The sequence below is a fragment of the Synergistaceae bacterium genome, assembly GCA_012521675.1.
Classification (GTDB): domain Bacteria; phylum Synergistota; class Synergistia; order Synergistales; family Aminobacteriaceae; genus JAAYLU01.
The window spans coordinates 1-16,504 of record JAAYLU010000025.1 but is presented as its reverse complement, the minus strand read 5'-3'; the positions used below and the strand labels follow the sequence as shown (position 1 = coordinate 16,504).

The 16,504-nt window shown below is 59.7% G+C and carries 16 protein-coding genes; 13 read left to right on the top strand and 3 right to left on the bottom strand.

Annotated elements, in window-relative coordinates:
* The first annotated feature begins 11 nt into the window (after window positions 1–11).
* A complete protein-coding gene (gene rnc / locus GX181_02930; GenBank protein NLM70903.1) occupies window positions 12–710 on the top strand; it encodes a ribonuclease III in 699 nt (232 codons plus the stop codon).
* Window positions 711–715: 5 nt separating this feature from the next.
* Window positions 716–1,570, top strand: coding sequence for a hypothetical protein (locus tag GX181_02925; protein ID NLM70902.1), 855 nt, complete (start codon window positions 716–718; stop codon window positions 1,568–1,570).
* A gap of 26 nt (window positions 1,571–1,596) precedes the next feature.
* On the opposite strand, the gene selD is transcribed toward GX181_02925, so the two are convergent.
* Both selD and GX181_02915 read right to left on the bottom strand, forming a co-directional pair.
* Entirely contained in the window at window positions 1,597–2,643 is a 1,047-nt protein-coding gene (gene selD, locus GX181_02920) for a selenide, water dikinase SelD (GenBank protein NLM70901.1), read from the bottom strand.
* Window positions 2,644–2,693: 50 nt separating this feature from the next.
* Window positions 2,694–3,689, bottom strand: a complete 996-nt coding sequence (locus tag GX181_02915) for a biotin--[acetyl-CoA-carboxylase] ligase (GenBank protein NLM70900.1) — start codon at window positions 3,687–3,689, stop codon at window positions 2,694–2,696.
* 147 nt (window positions 3,690–3,836) lie between these two features.
* On the opposite strand from GX181_02915, the gene prfB reads away from it, so the two are divergent.
* The 10 genes from prfB (at window position 3,837) to glpX (ending at window position 13,453) form a co-directional block, all read left to right on the top strand.
* The gene (gene prfB / locus GX181_02910; GenBank protein ID NLM70899.1) at window positions 3,837–4,883 is read left to right on the top strand and encodes a peptide chain release factor 2; all 1,047 of its coding nucleotides are present in this window, start codon (window positions 3,837–3,839) and stop codon (window positions 4,881–4,883) included.
* Window positions 4,884–4,908: 25 nt separating this feature from the next.
* The gene (locus GX181_02905) at window positions 4,909–6,738 is read left to right on the top strand and encodes a peptidase S55 (GenBank protein ID NLM70898.1); all 1,830 of its coding nucleotides are present in this window, start codon (window positions 4,909–4,911) and stop codon (window positions 6,736–6,738) included.
* A 9-nt stretch (window positions 6,739–6,747) separates the two neighbouring features.
* Window positions 6,748–7,359: a dTMP kinase gene (gene tmk, locus GX181_02900; protein NLM70897.1), complete on the top strand. Its 612-nt coding sequence runs from the start codon at window positions 6,748–6,750 to the stop codon at window positions 7,357–7,359.
* A complete protein-coding gene (locus GX181_02895) occupies window positions 7,356–7,790 on the top strand; it encodes a DUF327 family protein (GenBank protein NLM70896.1) in 435 nt (144 codons plus the stop codon). Before tmk ends, GX181_02895 begins: the two co-directional genes overlap by 4 nt.
* A 62-nt stretch (window positions 7,791–7,852) precedes the next feature.
* Window positions 7,853–8,575: a hypothetical protein gene (locus tag GX181_02890; protein NLM70895.1), complete on the top strand. Its 723-nt coding sequence runs from the start codon at window positions 7,853–7,855 to the stop codon at window positions 8,573–8,575.
* A gap of 76 nt (window positions 8,576–8,651) precedes the next feature.
* The gene (locus tag GX181_02885) at window positions 8,652–10,073 is read left to right on the top strand and encodes a hypothetical protein (protein ID NLM70894.1); all 1,422 of its coding nucleotides are present in this window, start codon (window positions 8,652–8,654) and stop codon (window positions 10,071–10,073) included.
* Window positions 10,074–10,101: 28 nt separating this feature from the next.
* Entirely contained in the window at window positions 10,102–11,022 is a 921-nt protein-coding gene (ftsY, locus tag GX181_02880) for a signal recognition particle-docking protein FtsY (GenBank protein ID NLM70893.1), read from the top strand.
* A gap of 2 nt (window positions 11,023–11,024) precedes the next feature.
* A complete protein-coding gene (locus GX181_02875) occupies window positions 11,025–11,828 on the top strand; it encodes a hypothetical protein (protein NLM70892.1) in 804 nt (267 codons plus the stop codon).
* Window positions 11,829–11,841: 13 nt separating this feature from the next.
* Entirely contained in the window at window positions 11,842–12,375 is a 534-nt protein-coding gene (locus GX181_02870; GenBank protein ID NLM70891.1) for a DUF4416 family protein, read from the top strand.
* Between the two features lie 64 nt (window positions 12,376–12,439).
* Window positions 12,440–13,453 carry a class II fructose-bisphosphatase gene (gene glpX, locus GX181_02865; protein ID NLM70890.1) on the top strand — a complete coding sequence of 338 codons (1,014 nt, stop codon included), beginning with the start codon at window positions 12,440–12,442 and terminating at the stop codon, window positions 13,451–13,453.
* A 46-nt stretch (window positions 13,454–13,499) separates the two neighbouring features.
* On the opposite strand, the gene hypF is transcribed toward glpX, so the two are convergent.
* A complete protein-coding gene (hypF, locus tag GX181_02860; protein NLM70889.1) occupies window positions 13,500–15,791 on the bottom strand; it encodes a carbamoyltransferase HypF in 2,292 nt (763 codons plus the stop codon).
* A gap of 48 nt (window positions 15,792–15,839) precedes the next feature.
* Here hypF and GX181_02855 point away from each other — a divergent pair, with 48 nt between their 5' ends.
* Window positions 15,840–16,391 carry a cob(I)yrinic acid a,c-diamide adenosyltransferase gene (locus GX181_02855; GenBank protein NLM70888.1) on the top strand — a complete coding sequence of 184 codons (552 nt, stop codon included), beginning with the start codon at window positions 15,840–15,842 and terminating at the stop codon, window positions 16,389–16,391.
* Window positions 16,392–16,504 lie beyond the last annotated feature (113 nt).

The following is a 16,504-nucleotide window of genomic DNA, read 5'->3' as shown; positions in this document are numbered from 1 at the left end:
CTCGAATAACGATGCATTACAATGAATGGTACTCCAGAGAACTGGAGAAACTTCAAGAGCGGATCGGCTACCTGTTCGAGGACGAATCTCATCTTCGCTTGGCGCTGACCCACTCCTCCTGGCTCAACGAGCATGGCGGAAAAGAGTGCAACGAGAGGCTTGAGTTTCTCGGCGACTCCGTTCTCCAGCTGTGCGCCTCTCGGTTCCTGTTCACCACCGGGGAGGAGCTGGACGAGGGGGCTATGACCAGGCAAAGAGCGGCATTTGTATGCGGTGCCTCGCTCAAGCTATGGTCCTGCCACGTGGGGCTCCAGCGTCTTCTTCGCACCGGCAGGAGCCTGCACCCCCTCGACTGCGACAGTTCTCTGTGCGCGGACGTGGCGGAAGCCCTGTTCGGAGCGGTCTTCCTGGACGGCGGTTTCGAGGCGGCCGACTCGGTCGTTGAAGGATACCTGGATTTCCTGCTCGAATCGTCCCCCCCCGAGGCGGAGGACCCGAAATCATCCCTCCAGATACTGGCCCAGGAGAGAGGGCTTGGCAACCCAACATACGAGACAGTATCCGTGGCTGGGCCCCCGCACGAGCCGGTATTCCTTGTAAGGGTCCTGCTGGGGGGCGCACCCGCGGGGGAGGGAAGCGGCCCATCGAAGAAGGCGGCGGAGTTCTCCGCTGCCAGGGCGAGCTTGGCCCATCTTTTGGAGAGGACTTGAGACAGGTGAGAAACAGGTTTCTTCGCTTCTCGCTCCCTATTTTCCTGCTCGTCATTTTTCACGCCGGCATCGCCCACGCCTGGGATGTGTGGACGACCTCGCCCTGGCTGGCGCTGGTGACGAGGTTCATCGGCGGTGTCTTCGTCACGGTGCATCCCGTCGAAGACTGGAATGACGACGGGGAGCCGGTGTGCAAGGTCAAGGCGAACAAGATCTCGAGGGAGGCGCGTCTTATAGCCCTCGACGTCGCCGAGGCCTCTCGGTTGGGCTTTAACGAGAAGGAATGGGACGACCTCGTATTCCTCTATAAAAAGGCCCCTTTCGACAAAGAGGAGGCGGATCTTTTCTTTACCGATCCCTCGGCTCTTCCCTTCATAGCGCAGAGGGTGTTCACCGTGCTGTCCCAGTTCGACCCGGAGAACTACTCCTATTACCAGCGCAGGCTGTCCGAGTTCCAGACGCGCCTCGACAGCACCGTGATCGTAGGAAGGCGGCTTCTCGGCGGACTGTCGCTGATCTACCTCGGGGGCAGCTACTCGAGGATGCTGACCGCGGCGGGCTGCTCGATGATTCCCGTGAACGAGGAGGTGGAGCTTTCCTGGTCGCGCGGCGAAGGTTTGGACAGGCTGGCATCGCTCCTCGAAGATTCGCGAAGGAATAAAATTCTCGTCGTCGCGGATGTCCCGCCTTTGAAAAAGGTAAGAGAGTCGTTGAAAAACAACAAGGACATCCTCTTCCTCGAGCGCCCCGCGCTGGACCAGGACATGCTGCTCTTCTTCCACGGCCAGTACATCCTGCTTTGGAACAAGGTCTCGGCCTTCAGGCCGCCCGAGGGGATCAAGCAGGGCAATAAGCAGTGACAGAACCCGGGGCCGGGATGTCCCTGTCAGAGACCGGAGACTATCTCGATTCCGCCGTCCCCTGGCACAAATCGACCTATGACGGCCGAGCGCTCGAAGCCGATCGATGAAAGTGCGGACAGAAAGGCGTCAGCCCCGTCTTCCGGTATGGCCAGCATCATTCCGCCCGAGGTCTGAGCGTCGAAAAGGCTCTCGACCAGCAGTTCGTCGTGGCCTTTTGGATCCGCCACCCTCTTCTCGAACTCCGCGCGGTTGTTGTAGGTTCCGGCGGGGACAAGCCCCGATGCGGCAAGCTCCAGGACCCCCGTTATCAGGGGCACGTCCTTCAAGCTCAGAAGCAGCTTGAGTCCTCCTGCCGACAGCATGTCGAGTGCGTGCCCCGCAAGGCCGAACCCCGTCACATCAGTGCAGGCGTTCACGCGGGATAGAAGCTCCCTGTCGAGTTTCAGCGGAAGATCGTTGAGGGTGGACATCCATCCGATCGCCTCCTGGACGGTCCTCTCGTCCTCGACCATATGGGCCTTCAGGGCGGTCGTCGCGATGCCTGTTCCGATCGGCTTGGTCAGCACCAGGAGATCTCCGGCGCGAGCACCGTCGATCTTCCACACCGAGTCCTCGGCTACCTCCCCGAACACGGCAAGCCCGTACTTCGGCTCGCTGTCCTCGACACTATGCCCACCTACCAGAAATGCGCCCGCCTCGCGCACTTTTTCGAGGCCTCCCGACAGCACCGCCTCCAGGATTTCCAGAGAGAGGGTCTTCACGGGAAAGCCGACTATGTTCAGCGCCACAAGGGGCAGGCCACCCATAGCGAATACGTCGCTTAGGGAGTTGGCCGCCGCTATCATACCCCAGGTCCTCGGGTCGTCCGCGACGGGGGTTATGAAATCTACGGTCAGAATTCCCAGCCTGTCGCCTCCGATGTGGAAAAGGGCCGCGTCCTCCCCGGAGGACCAGGAGGTGATGATGCGTCCATCGGACGGAAGAGGAATGTTTTTCAATATCCTGGACAGGTCCGACGGACCTATCTTGGCAGCTCAGCCGCTCGATGTCGACATATCAATCAGGCGCATCTCCATTACTCCTTTTGGTTATAATAGACATTATTATACCATATAGTGCTCTAACTTGGGGTTGCATGGACGACATCGACCGCGTTGAAGGCCATCTCCCCCCCCTCCGTCTCGAGGAGCAGCTCTCCATCCTCGCCTATGCCGACGGCCTTTCCCGTCACCGTTCCCTCGTCCGTGATGACGGATACATCCCTCCCCAGGGTCGAACAGGAGGCCCTGTAGCTGTACAGGAGGGTCTGTCCGCCGTCGGAAGCCGCCTGGTCCAGCAGGCGGAAGTAGCGGGCAAGTATCTCCGCCGCGAGCCTCCCGCGATGAACCGGAGCGTTCGCTGCCTCCCCGATGTGGTTTGCGTTGAAGAGGACCGCACCCTCGTCGGCCACCGGATCGGGAGGCACTATGTTTATCCCGATTCCCGTCCGGCAGTCTAAAATATCCCGGGCCCCGATGGAAGCCTCGGATAAGATGCCGCAGACCTTTCCGCCCTTGTACAGCAGATCGTTGGGCCACTTGACCGAGAGTTCGACGGAGTAAAGCGCGGATACCGCGTCCTTCACGGCAAGCGCCGCCGCGAGGTTTACCAGTTGCAGCTTGCACGCGGGAAGGGGCGGTTTGAATAAGACGGAGAAAAACAGACCGCATCCCCTGCAGGACAGCCACCTCCTGCCCCGTCGGCCCTTGCCCTTTGTCTGTTCCTCCGCAAAGACGACGACGAGGCGATTTCCATTTCGTCCCAGCTCCTTTGCAGTGTCCTGCGTGGAGGGGAGAGTGTCGTAGGTGTGAATGATCGCATCGCCAAACACGTCTTCGGGCAAGAGAGAGGCGACGTAGGATGGCGCCAGGTCGTACTCTGGCGGGGAGTGAAGTTCAATGCCCTCCGGTGTTTTTCGGATGTCGAATCCCTGTTCGGACAGGGTTTCAAGGCCCTCGCAGACGTCCTGATCGGAGATGGAAAGGGCCTCCGACAGGGAACGGAGGGATCTACGTCCTTCTTTTGCGCCGGATAAAACCCTGCCGATCGCCGCTGCAATCGGGTCTGATTTTTTCAATTCGCCCTGCCTCCTCGGTCTGAACAGCTTCGAAATGATATAATTAAACGCCATGCAAAGCAAGACGACTTGCACTCGAGGAGGATGTAGAGATGGCGCTGGCACCTAACGTTACTATTTTGGAGGAACTGCGGATTTTAAGGCAAAATCTTCAGGACAGTCTTTGACCTCGATACGATAACCGCTCGAAAAGAGAAATTGGAGGCGCAGTCCGCGGATCCGGAGTTTTGGAAGAAGGCGGAAAGCAAGGAGGTCTCGAGGGAGATCGCCCGAATCCAGAGGAATTTGGACAGCTGGAGCGAGGTGGACAGGCTGTTCGGCGATCTGTCCGCCCTCGAGGAGCTTTTGGCGGAGGACGAGGACGTGGAGCTGCAGAGAGAGTTCGACGCCACCGCGGACATGCTTCGCAAGTACGCGGAGAGGGAACAGATGAGGCTGCTCCTGTCGGAGGAGCATGATGAGTGCAACGCCATCCTGACGATTCATGCCGGCTCCGGGGGGCTTGACTCCCAGGACTGGGCGGAGACCCTTCTTCGCCTCTACCTGAGATGGGCTGAACGAGAGGGCTTTTCAGGACGGGTCCTCGAGCTTCTCCAGGACGAGGAGGCGGGGATCAAGAACGCCACTATGCTGATACAGGGGGAATACGCATTCGGATACCTGAAAGGAGAAAAGGGAGTGCATCGACTGGTCAGGATCTCCCCCTTCGACGCGGCGAGACGTCGGCATACGAGCTTCGCATCAGTCGACGTGGCCCCCGAGCTCGACGACGACGTATCGGTGGAGATACGCCCGGAGGATCTCAGGATCGACACTTTCCGGGCGAGCGGGGCGGGAGGTCAGTACGTCAACAGGACCGACTCGGCTGTGAGGATCACCCATATTCCCACGGGGACGGTCGTGGGCTGCCAGAACGAACGATCCCAGCACATGAACCGTCAGATGGCGATGAAGGTCCTGAGAAGCCGCCTGTACGAGAAGGCGCTTCAGGAGAGGAAGGAAGAGCTTGCCGCCATGCAGGGGGAGAAGAAGGAGATCAGCTGGGGAAGCCAGATACGTTCCTACGTTCTGCACCCTTACATGATCGTCAAGGATCACAGGACCGGCTTCGAGACGGGAAACGTGCAGGCTGTCCTAGATGGAGATATCGACGACTTTATCATGAATTACCTGAGATGGAAGAGACAGAGCTGAATACGACGACCGGAGGACTCTGCGCATGACTCTTTTTCGACTTCTGGCGCTTGCCTTGATATTATTGATCGCTCCCGCGGAGCTCCAAGCGGCCCCCTATCCTCCGTCCCCGCCAGTTATGAACGTGGAGTCCTTGCGCCCTGGCATGAAAGGCCGTGCTCTCACCGTTGTCTCCGGAAGAGAGGTGGTCGGCTTTCCGGTGGAGATAGTCAGCGTGATCCCCGGAAAGGGGACGCCAAGACACCTGATAATGGTGAAGGCGTACGGTCCGATCGTGGAAAAGACCGGCGGCATAGCCGCGGGCATGAGCGGCAGCCCGGTGTATGTCGACGGCAAGCTTATCGGAGCGATCGGGTACGGATGGAGTTTTAGCGACCATACACTGGGCCTTGTGACCCCCATCGCGGATATGACCTCGGTGTGGGAATGGGATGACAAACCGGTGGTCTTCCGCCCGCTGCCGTCGCCTCCCAAGGAGGAGGGCGGGGACGAAAAAGACGAGCCAAGCGCCGGCGAGGATATCGATGAGCAGGAGGACGAGGAGGACGAAGACCTGGTTGTGCCGGTCACGGTCGAGGAGCCCCTCTCCCCGCTCTTCATCGACGGTGTCAGCCGCCGCAAGGCCGACGACCTAGCGGAGCTGCTCGGGGAATCCCGCTACGTCCCCGGGGGCGCTTCCGCGGACGACGACGTCCCGGTGGAGATGAACGCGAAAGTGACGCCGGGGGACGCCATCACCGTGCTCCTGGCGTGGGGAGATGTCACGATAGGATCCACCGGTACGATGACGGCCATAGCCCCGGACGGGCGATTTTTGGCCTTCGCCCACCCCTTCCTGGGCAGAGGGGCTGTGAACTACCCGGTGGCCCACGCCTATATCCACAATGTCGTGCCGAGCATCGAGGCGCCGTTCAAGGTGGGGAGCCCCTTGAGGATAATCGGCACTGTGACGCAGGACAGGCCCCAGGGCATAGGTGGCAGGATCGGCTACTTCACCCCTTCGATATCGGCGACCCTGCTGTTCACGGACGAGGAACGAGGAGTCAAGACGCAGAAGCGTTTTCATATCGCTCCAGATCCCTTCTTGGGTGCCGAGCTCGCCTCGGGGATCTTCACCGGCTTGATCGACGGTCTCTGGGGAAGAAAGGGGCATGGAACCGCCTCTCTGACCCTCAAGGTTCAGGGAAGAGGCCTTTATGAGGGCTGGTCGAGGACCAACATGTTCTTTTCGGACAAGGACCTCGCGGGGGATTCTCTCAAAGAGACGGCCGAGCTGCTGGACGTGGTGTTCCTGAACCCGTTCGCCGAGATCTACCCCTTGGGCATAATTCTCACGGCCGAGTTCACCTCTTCCCCGAAACTGATGTATATTGAAGGTGTCGAGGTAAAAGGGGATTCGTTCACCGCCGGAGACACGGTGGAGGTCGAAGTGTTGTTGCGCCCCTACAGAAAGAAGCAGGTGAAGAAGTCGTTCGAGATAACCATACCGGAGGATGTGTCCGGCTTCTGCGAGATACTGGTGCGAGGAGGCGGTATCGAGCCTCTTAGTCAGTCCGCTCTAATACAGGGATGGAAGACCATAGAGAACTTCAAGCAGCTGTTCGCCGAGCTCTCTGCCCTGGAGACCAACAATGAGCTAATCATCGAGTTCAACTACGAAAAGTCATCGAAGAACTCCGAGAACCGGGGGCCCGAAGAGCCGCTGTCCAAGGAGGATCAGGAGCTATTGAGCGAGACCAAGCGCAGGAGGATGAAAGAGGGAACGCTCCTGATTTTCAAGTCCGATTTCGTCGTTGACGGGCTTCTTCGCAAGCTCATCACGGTGAGGCCGTCGAAGGCGAGCGCGGACTATTAGGTGACGGCCATGTTCATCACCCTGGAGGGAATCGACGGAAGCGGAAAGAGCACCCAGGCGGAACTCCTTGTTCGCGCCCTGAGAGAGAGGTGCTTGCCCATACGTCCCGTTGTCTGGACCAGGGAGCCGGGGGGCTGGGAGGGCGGCGACTGGATAAGGGAGAGAATACTGAAGGGCGAGTACTCCCACAGGATGAGCGAGCTGTTTCTCTTTCTCATGGACAGGTGCGAGCATGTGAAGAAGACGATCCTCCCGGCCCTGGAGCACGGAATCGTCATATGCGAGCGCTACACGGACTCGACCCTTGCGTACCAGTCCTGGGGAAGGGGCATACAGTCGGAGAGGATAGAGACGCTGTTTAAATGGTGCGGCTTCCCGGTGCCGAACCTGACGATCTGGCTGGACCTGCCGGTTGACAAGGCGTTGGGCAGGCTTTCGCGCCGGGGAGACTTCGACCGCTTCGAGTCGGAGGGCGTCGCTTTTCTCGAGCGAGTGCGCGAGGGCTATTCTTTCCTTGCTCGCAGAGATCCCGACAGGATCATAAGGCTCGATGCCCTGGAGGAACCGGACGCCCTGTCGGGCCGTCTTGTGGCCGCATTGGAGGTGTCCGTCTTCCGATGAGGGTTAAAAAGTCATCGAAAGAGACCTTTACCGGAGGAGAGTTCGGGAAAACCGGAAAAAAAGAGGGAGGCCACTCAGCCGGCAGGCCGGTAGCGCCGGTGTTTTCAGCATCTCTTGAGGACGCTGAGATAAGGGAGTTGCTGGCCAGCCTCGACGCAGTGGGCAGGAAGCTCTCCATCTTCCCGGCCGAGGCGCTTCTTCAGCAGTACAGAAAACTCGTGTCGGAGGCGCTGCGTCGCGCCGTGTCCGGGCTGAGAGTCAGGCGCGACATGAAATGGAGGATGGGAGACCGCAATTTTTTCGTCATAGTGGAGAAGACCGACTCTCTGCTCAATGATCTTGAGGCGGCCCTGGCGAGAGAGGGCGAGAGGGCCAGGATGCATAGGATACTGGAGGAGATCAAGGGATGCCTGTTCTCCCTGCTGTTTTGAACTCGCACGACCGGGCAAAACAGGATCCAGGCGCCTGGAGGGAGTCGGAGGCTTGGATACGAATGCTTCAAATGCTTCGGAGGGGCTCTTTCCCACATACGATAGCCCTTTCAGCCTCCGATGAGCGCCAACCGGTCATAGCGCAGGCCCTCTCGAAAGCCCTGCTGTGCGCAAACGGGACAGGGGAGGACAATTGTCCGGCCTGCGAGGCGTGGTCGGGGGCCAACCACCCCGATCTTATCGTGGCTGGAGAGCCATCGAAGCCGCCCTCAATCGACGAGTGCCGCAGGATAATAAGCGACGCCGCCTTCCGCCCGGTGGTATCGGACAGGAGGGTTGTGCTGGTGTTCTCAGCGGAAAAAATGCTGCCTCCAGCCGCGAACAGCCTGTTAAAGCTGGCGGAGGAGCCTCCCGAGGACGTCTACGTGGTCCTCATGCTCGAGGACGAAAAACTGCTTCTCCCCACACTGAGAAGCCGTTCTTGGATGGTGTCGCTGCCTTCGACCCGTGCAGTGGAAGGGCTGCCGCCGCCCCGGACCGAGAAAGAGTGGGCAGACTGGGTCGAGCAGTATGCTGCGGCGGAGATCGACGACCTGGCGGGGCTGTTGGCACCGTGGATCTCGTACGAAATCGACCGGGGCGCCTATGAGAGAGCGGCTCTGCTCGAGCGTCTCAGGATGGTGGTCCAGTCCAAGCGCCTTTCCCGTACGATGGCCCTGGATCTGGTTGTAATGGTACTCAAGGAGGGTTTTATATTTGACCATTCATTTGGCGATATTTGGTAAGCCGCGTTATCTCGGTTTGCTTGACATAAAGGCACCTCCCTTCCCCTCGAAGGGCTCTCGACTCGTCGTCGAGACGATGAGGGGGACGGAGATGGCCGTGCTGGGAGGCTCTCTGTCGACCGAGCAGGAGGTCAGATACCGAGCCTCGTGCTCCGACAACTCCCCGGACGGCCAGTTAAAGGGAGGAGAGCCGAGCCTCCAGGAGATAACACTGGCCCGGCCCGCCTCCGAGGAGGACCTCTTGACGGCGTCGAAAGCCAGGGCCGAGGAGGGAGAAGTCCTGGTGACGGCCAGGGCGCTGTTGCGCAATCACAACCTTTCCATGAAGCTGGTCGACGTGGAGTACCTTCTCGACAGAAAAAAACTCTTTTTCTACTTCACCTCGGAGCAGAGAGTGGACTTTCGCGCCTATGTCAGGGACCTGGCGAAGGAGTTCAAGACCCGCATAGAACTCAGGCAGATAGGTGTGCGCGACGAGGCGAAGACAGTGAAGGGCATTGCTCCGTGCGGCCTTGAATGCTGCTGCAGCCAGTGGCTCCACAAGTTCACCCCGATCTGCATCAAAATGGTGAAAGAGCAGAATCTGGCCCTGAACCCGACCAAGATCTCCGGCATATGCGGCAGGTTGATGTGCTGCATGTCGTACGAGCACGATGCATACGGAGCTTTGTGGAAGAACCTTCCCAACCCCGGAGCGAAGATCAGAACCCCTAACGGCAATTACGTGGTCGACGGTGTAGAGCTGACCTCGAACTCGGTCCGGATCAGGCGCCCCGAGGGAGGGAGTATCCAGGTCGCAGTGGAGGATTTCCCTAGTTTCAAAGAGACCGTCCTGGATGGCCGGGAGTGGGAGGTTCCATCCCGAGATGACCTGGAGAGAGCCTTCCCCCGCCTCTCGGATGGGAAGCCTGCATTTTCATCCCTGCGCACCTCCTGGGGAAGTCGCAAAAAAGGAAGAGTCGCGGTTGAGACGCCTGCGGACAAGGCTGAAACCGAGAGCGGTCCGGAGACTCGGAAGGAAACGCAGAGGAAGGCGGACGACCAATCCAGGCGTTCCCCCAAAGGCGCTCCTGCGGCCGACGGAAAAAAACCGTCGAGGAGGAGAAGAAGGAAAAAGTCTCCCGTGCCCAAGGAAGGCCAGAAAAAACAGGCCGACAGGCAGGCATCTCGGCCAGGCGCGGACAAGGACAGGGATCGGAAAGACCCGGTAAGGACAGATGAGGCGAAAAGACCGTCCGGGGAGGGCGCCAAGAAGGGCCGCCACTCTCAGCATGGACAGAAGGGTGTCGATTCACCGGCCGCAAAGGAGGATAAGGGGCCGGGAAGACGTCAAGGTCCGCGAAAACGCGGCCCCGGCAAGGGACAAGAGCGCTCCGCCGAGTCGCAGGCGCCTCGTGCGACAAAGGAGAGGCCGCGGGACCCCGGAGCTGAAAAAAAACGACCCTCGCACATGGGCAAGAAGCACGGCCAGGGCAAGGACGGGGAAACTCGAGCATGAAGCGGCGCTTCAGGAGGAGGTAGTAGCCGTGTCATTTCTTGAAAAATTGAAGACCGGCCTCAAGGGCGTAAGAAAGAGATGGAGCGACGGCTTGGCCGGCCTTTTTTCAAGCGGGCCTGTCGACACTGATTTCTGGGATCGCCTAGAGGAGGTTCTGATCACAGGGGACGTAGGCGTGGACCTCTCTCAGAGCCTGATAGAGCAGTTGAGGGAGAGATCCCTCTCCTCCAGAACCGGCGAGACGGCGGAACTGTTCGACCACTTCTCGGACCTCTTGAGCGGGACACTGTCCTCCGTCCCTCTCATGGGGCAACCGGTCGCGACGGGAGCGGGCACTCTTGTGATCGTCCTCCTCGTGGGAGTGAACGGCAGCGGCAAGACCACGACAGCGGGAAAGCTCGCATATCAATGGAGCAACGAGGGCAAACGAGTTATATTGTCCGCGGCGGACACCTTCCGCGCTGCGGCGGTCGACCAGCTGAAGATATGGGGCGAGCGGTCCGGGACGAGGGTGATCGCCCAGAAACAGGGAAGCGACGCTGCGGCCGTAGTGTTCGACTCGCTTGCGGCGGCCAAATCGGCCGGCGCGGACGTGTTGATAGTGGATACCGCCGGGCGCCTTCACTCGAAACACAACCTGATGGAAGAGCTCGCCAAGATCTACAGGGTCCTTGACAGGGACCGCGGGGACTCGGACATCGAGACCTTGCTCGTCCTGGACGCGGTGACAGGACAGAACGGGCTGGCACAGGCAAAAACCTTTAACAAGGCTCTTCCCCTCTCCGGAGTGGTGTTGTCCAAATACGACAACACCGCGAAGGGTGGAGTAATATTAGCGATAGCCGAAGAGCTGAAACTGCCGGTTCGGTATGTCGGGCTGGGTGAAGGCGAGGAAGACCTGCGTCCCTTCGACGTCAAGGAGTTCGTGAGGGCACTGCTGGAGGATTGAAAATGCCTGAGATGGACAGGACTGGTTACACCAATGACACCACGGTCGATTCCCCTCTTTCGTCGCTTCTTCGATCCCTGTTTCTTCACGGAGTGGAACACTGCGTGATCTCGGGGGCTGACAAAAGCGCCATATTCTCCAAAGAACAGATAGTCTCCTTCATGGAGAGGGGGCACGCCGACACAAAAGTGGCGGAGGCGATGAAGAGGCTCTCGTCGGGGCAACTTCCGCCGGGGACTATCAGCAAGTCAATGGGGCCGCTCACCCCCGTTCTTCTGGTCACGAAGCAAGGTGTCGAGGTGGTACCGGCCGAGGCGATACCCGACGAGCCGAAAAAGAGCGTCGAGGCTAAAGCGATGCTTGAAGAGACACCTGCCCTTCAATTGCCCGCCTGGTGGACCGTTCCCCTCCCGATCGTCCTCTGCGACGAGGGCTCGGTCCTTTATAATCACGCCGCGGAGGAGCTTTTTGAAGACATCGCACTGCCTAAGCTGTCCAAGAAAAAACGCCTCTCCGGCGAGTTTCTGATCCAGCATGGCGGCAGGCAATTCCTGTTTTCCAGGATCGATCCCGCGGTTTTTTTAATCCAGGAGGTCACGGAAGATATAAAAAACGCGGATCGAATGGCCTGGCTGGCCTCGATCGGACAGGCGTTCATCACGGATCTGAAATGCAGGAGGAGGTCCGTGAGGCAAGTCAGGTCAAAGAACCTCCCCGCCGCTCGAAACGAGGACCGTTGCTTGGCCTGTATCTGGGAAAACGCCGTCCTTGGCTATGTCTGCATTGACAATGAGCCCGAAGAATAGTATCGAAGAGTGCATGTATCCTGTAAAATTGATTACGGGAGTGCTCTACCCCGACGACGAGGCGTGGAACTGGACAAAGGACGCCCTCTCGGACCTGTGGGGGATCCCCGAGTGCGAAAGCAACCAGTCCCTCTTTTCCTCTGTGACCGACTACTACTCCGATATAGCGCCCGTTCTATACAGGCGTTTTCTCTCCTTCGAGGGGCTTCGGGACGCGGGCAGGCTTACTGAGTGGAAAAGCGCTTCGTGCCGGGTGGAGAGAGCGAGCGGCTCGCCGCGGAGGGTAAATATAGACCCCGGGTATCTGAACGGTGCGAGGCTCGTGCTCGCCTCCACGAAGGATCACGCTCACAGGGTCTACCTGGGAGAGGGGATTTTCGCGGAGGTGACTCTTCGCTACAGGGACAGGCGCTGGATGCCGTTCGACTACACATTCCCCGATTTCGCTGACGGTCGTTACGATTCCTTCCTCTCCTGCGTGAGACGAGGATGGCTTGACGAGACAGCCGAAAGGAGGCGACTCGCTGACCGAGGACCGCATGACTGACCCTTTTGATTGATCCAACGGTGATAATCGGCCCAGGAATAATCATCTTAAGGAGGATGCCTCGATGTGCCCTGCTGAACTTTTTGCTGCTGACAGAAACCTTGCTCTGGAGTTGGTACGGGCTACCGAAGCCGCGGCCATGGCCGCGGGGAGATGGATGGGGCGCGGCGACAAGAACGCAGTTGACGGCGCCGCGGTCAATGCCCTCAGGTACATGCTGAACACTGTCCCCATGTCGGGGGTGGTCGTGATCGGCGAAGGTGAGAAGGACGAGGCGCCGATGCTGTTCAACGGGGAACAGCTCGGCGATGGAGAGGAGCCGCTGGTGGACATAGCGGTGGACCCCATCGACGGAACAAGGCTTACGGCGTTGGGGCTCTCCGGTGCCATCAGCGTGGTCGCTCTCTCCGAAAGGGGGACGATGTTCAACCCCAAGAACATTTTTTACATGAACAAGCTGGTGGTGGGTCCGGAGGGGGCCAAGGTCATCGACATCAACCTCCCCCCGGCGGAGAACATAGCCCGGGTCGCAAAGGCAAGGAACAAAGCCCTGGACGACATAACCGTCGTCCTCCTGGACCGTCCACGAAACAACGACATAAAGGAACAGGTCCGGGAGGTGGGAGCGAGGATAAAACTCATTCCCGACGGTGATATCGCCGGCGCTCTCCTGACCTGCAAGGACCATGGAGGGGCCGATCTTCTGATGGGTATAGGCGGTTCTCCCGAGGCGGTCATCACAGCCTGCGCGATCAAGTGCCTGGACGGCAACATGCAGTGCAAACTTTGGCCCCGCGACGAAAACGACGTCCGGGAAGCGGAGGAAAGAGGACTTGCCCTTGACCAGGTGCTCGGCATAGACGACCTGGTAAAGGGCGACAATATCTTCTTCTCCGCCACCGGAGTCACGGACGGCGAACTGATGAAGGGAGTACGCTACGAAGGAAAGCAGATCCGCACCAGCTCCATGGTGATGCGGTCGAGGAGCGGAACGATAAGATTCGTCGACAGCATCCACGTCCAGAAGAAGCTGTCGGTCCTCTCCGAGGAGAGCGGAATAGATTACAGCACCGTGTAGGCGCAGCAGTATAAAGGCGGCCCCTGTTTTTCCGGGCCGCCTTTCTCTACTGCCCTCTGCGCGAGAGAATCGCGCTCGCGACGACGACCTGCCCGGCGGAGACGCACTCATCGTTCGGCGGCAGCATCCTGTGAAGCAGCGGCACCATCCCGTCAAGGCGCAGCAGCCGGGAGACTTGCGCCGTCAGCCTCCTGTTCTGCCAAACACCACCCGACAGGGCCACCTGTCTTATCCCCCGCTCGTCTCTTATCGCACGGCATATTCCCGCCACGGCTTTTGCGAGCCCGGCGTGCACTCCGCCCGCTATCTCGGACAGGGGCAGGCGGTTCTTAGACTCGACGATCCACCTGATCACAGGTCTCCAGTCGATTATGAAGAGCCCGCCCGCGCGGTCCACTTTGAAGGGTGCCTCGAGCGTTCCCGTGGCCGCGGCCTCCAGGCTCATCGCCGCCTGCCCGTCGTAGGATGCGACGTCGCAGAGGCCAAGCAGGGCCGCCGCCGCGTCGAAGAGCCTGCCGCACGACGTCGTCGGCGGCGAGAAGGGCAACGTCTCCAGCAAGATCTCGACCTTCATCGAACGGGAGCCCCAGATCTCCCTCCCGATCGAGAGGGCCTCCTCTTTCCCATAGACGTCGTGCAGAAGCCCGACCGCATACCTCCAGGGCTCCAATATGGCTGCGTCCCCCCCTGGCAGCCGGGAGGGGAGGAAGTGCCCCGCCCGCTCATATCTCGATATGTCTCCGACAAAGATCTCGCCTCCCCAGGCACCGCCGTCCTCTCCATAGCCCGTCCCGTCGAAGATAAGCCCCATGGCCTCCCCGTCGACACCGTTCTCGAAGAGGCAGGCGGCGAAGTGGGCGTGGTGGTGCTGAACTGCGACCGTCTCGGCCCCGTGGTCTACGGCCAGCCTCTCGGCGATCCTGGAGGAAAGATACCGGGGGTGCATGTCGTAAGCGACGACCTCGGGTTTTAGCTCGTACAGCCTCATAAAATGCTCCAGGGACCTGTTGTAATAGGCCAATGTCTCTCTCTGCTTCATGTCGCCCAAGTACTGCCCTGGAATCAGGCGTCCGGCCCTGGAGAAGCAGAAGCCTCCTTTCATCTCCGCACCCGTTCCGAGGATGACACTGTCGTCTTTCCCCGGAAAGGTGATCGGCAGGGGGGTGTACCCCCTCCCTCTCCTCATGAGAAAAAAGGAACGACCCAGGGGTGCGGCGACCGAGTCGTCGATCGGCATCCTGATATCTCGGTCGGACAGCAGAAAGAAGTCGACTATGGGGGCAAGGCTTCGCAGAGCTATTTCATTGTCCGATACTATAGGGGCGTCCGAGAAGTTGGCGCTGGTCATGACCAGCGCGTCGATCTCCTCCAACAAGAGGTGATGCAGCGGCGTGTAGGGGAGCATCAACCCCAGGGTCCTCTGCCCGGGGGCGACGAATCGAGAGACTCCTCCCTCTTCGCGCCTTCGTGCGCAGCACAGCACGATAGGGGCGGCGGGGGAGAGAAGAAGCTTTTTTGCGATGTCGGGGACGTACGCCAGCCTCTCGGCCGTCCGAAGAGACGAGACCATGACGGCGAAGGGCTTGTGCTCGCGTTTTTTACGGGAGCGCAAAAGGGCCACGGTCTCGTCGCTGAAAGGGGAGCACGCGAGGTGAAAGCCTCCTATCCCCTTGACCGCGAGAATTTTCCCCTCTCCGAGCAGTGAGGAGGCTAGCCTCACGGCCCTGTCCTCATGCTCAAGTACCGATCCGCGGGAGTCGGCCAGCCAGACCAAGGGCCCGCAGACCGGGCAGGCGTTCGGCTCCGCGTGAAAACGCCTGTTCAAGGGGTCCGAATACTCCCCGTGACACTCGGGGCACATTTTGAATTCGGACATGGTCGTCGTTGGCCTGTCGTAGGGCAGTTCGCTTATAATTGAGTAGCGGGGGCCGCAGTTGGTGCAGTTGATAAACGGGTAGCGATACCTGCGGTTCGAGGGGTCTTTCATCTCCGACAGGCAGTCCGAACAGGTGGAGAGGTCCGCCGGAATCATGGCGGTGTTACGGGCCTCCCTGCGGCTTTCATGTATCTCGAAGCCCGCCGGGGGCCGGGGAGAGGGGTGCCTTTCGTCGATCACCTCGACCTTGTAAACAGCGGACGCAGGGGGATTCTCAAGAGAGATACGCGACAGGAACCTGTCCAAACTTCCGCCCTCGCCGTGGAGCTCCATCTCTACCCCGGCAGACGTGTTCAGCGCAAAGCCGCTGATCCCCTCGGAGCGGGCGAGCCTGGCGCAGAAGGGTCGGAAGCCCACGCCCTGCACTATGCCCGACACCACGATTCTCGTTTTATAGAGCATTGACAAACCTCCGTTCTGAGGGCATTGTAATACATACGATGGGAAAACATGCAAGCGAGAGGAGGAGTTTTTTTGCCCGTCCTTGAAAGAGGCTTCGTGCAGGTATATATGGGCGACGGCAAGGGCAAGACCACCAGCGCCCTCGGCATGGCGCTCAGGATGGCCGGAGCGGGAGGAAAGACGCTCATTGTGCAGTTCATGAAGGGTTGGCCATACAGCGAGGTTCGATCCCTGTCCCTGTTGCCCGGAGTGACGTTGGTGCAGACCGGGAGGCCCGACTTCGTATATCCCGATTCCATCGATCCCGTGGATTACGAGGAGGCGAAAAGGGGACTTGCCGCGGCGACGGAAGGTGTCAAATCCGGCGAGTACGACCTGGTCATCCTCGACGAGCTGAACGTCGCTCTCTCCTTCGGCCTCCTTGAACTGACTCCCGTGCTGGAGTTGGTCGAGGGCAGGCCCAGGCACACAGAGCTGGTCTTCACCGGTAGAAACCCGCCTCGGGAGCTGGTGGACGCGGCGGATCTCGTGACCGAGATGTCGGAAATTCGTCACCCCTATCAAAAAGGAGTGCTGGCCCGGAAGGGGATTGATTGCTGAGGACCATTCTCTCCGGTATAAAAAATCCGATTCCTGGAGGTAACAGCGATGACAAAAAGCACCGCGGGCTCTAAAACAAGAGGGCGGAGGGCCTCGAAGGCTTCATTAAGCGC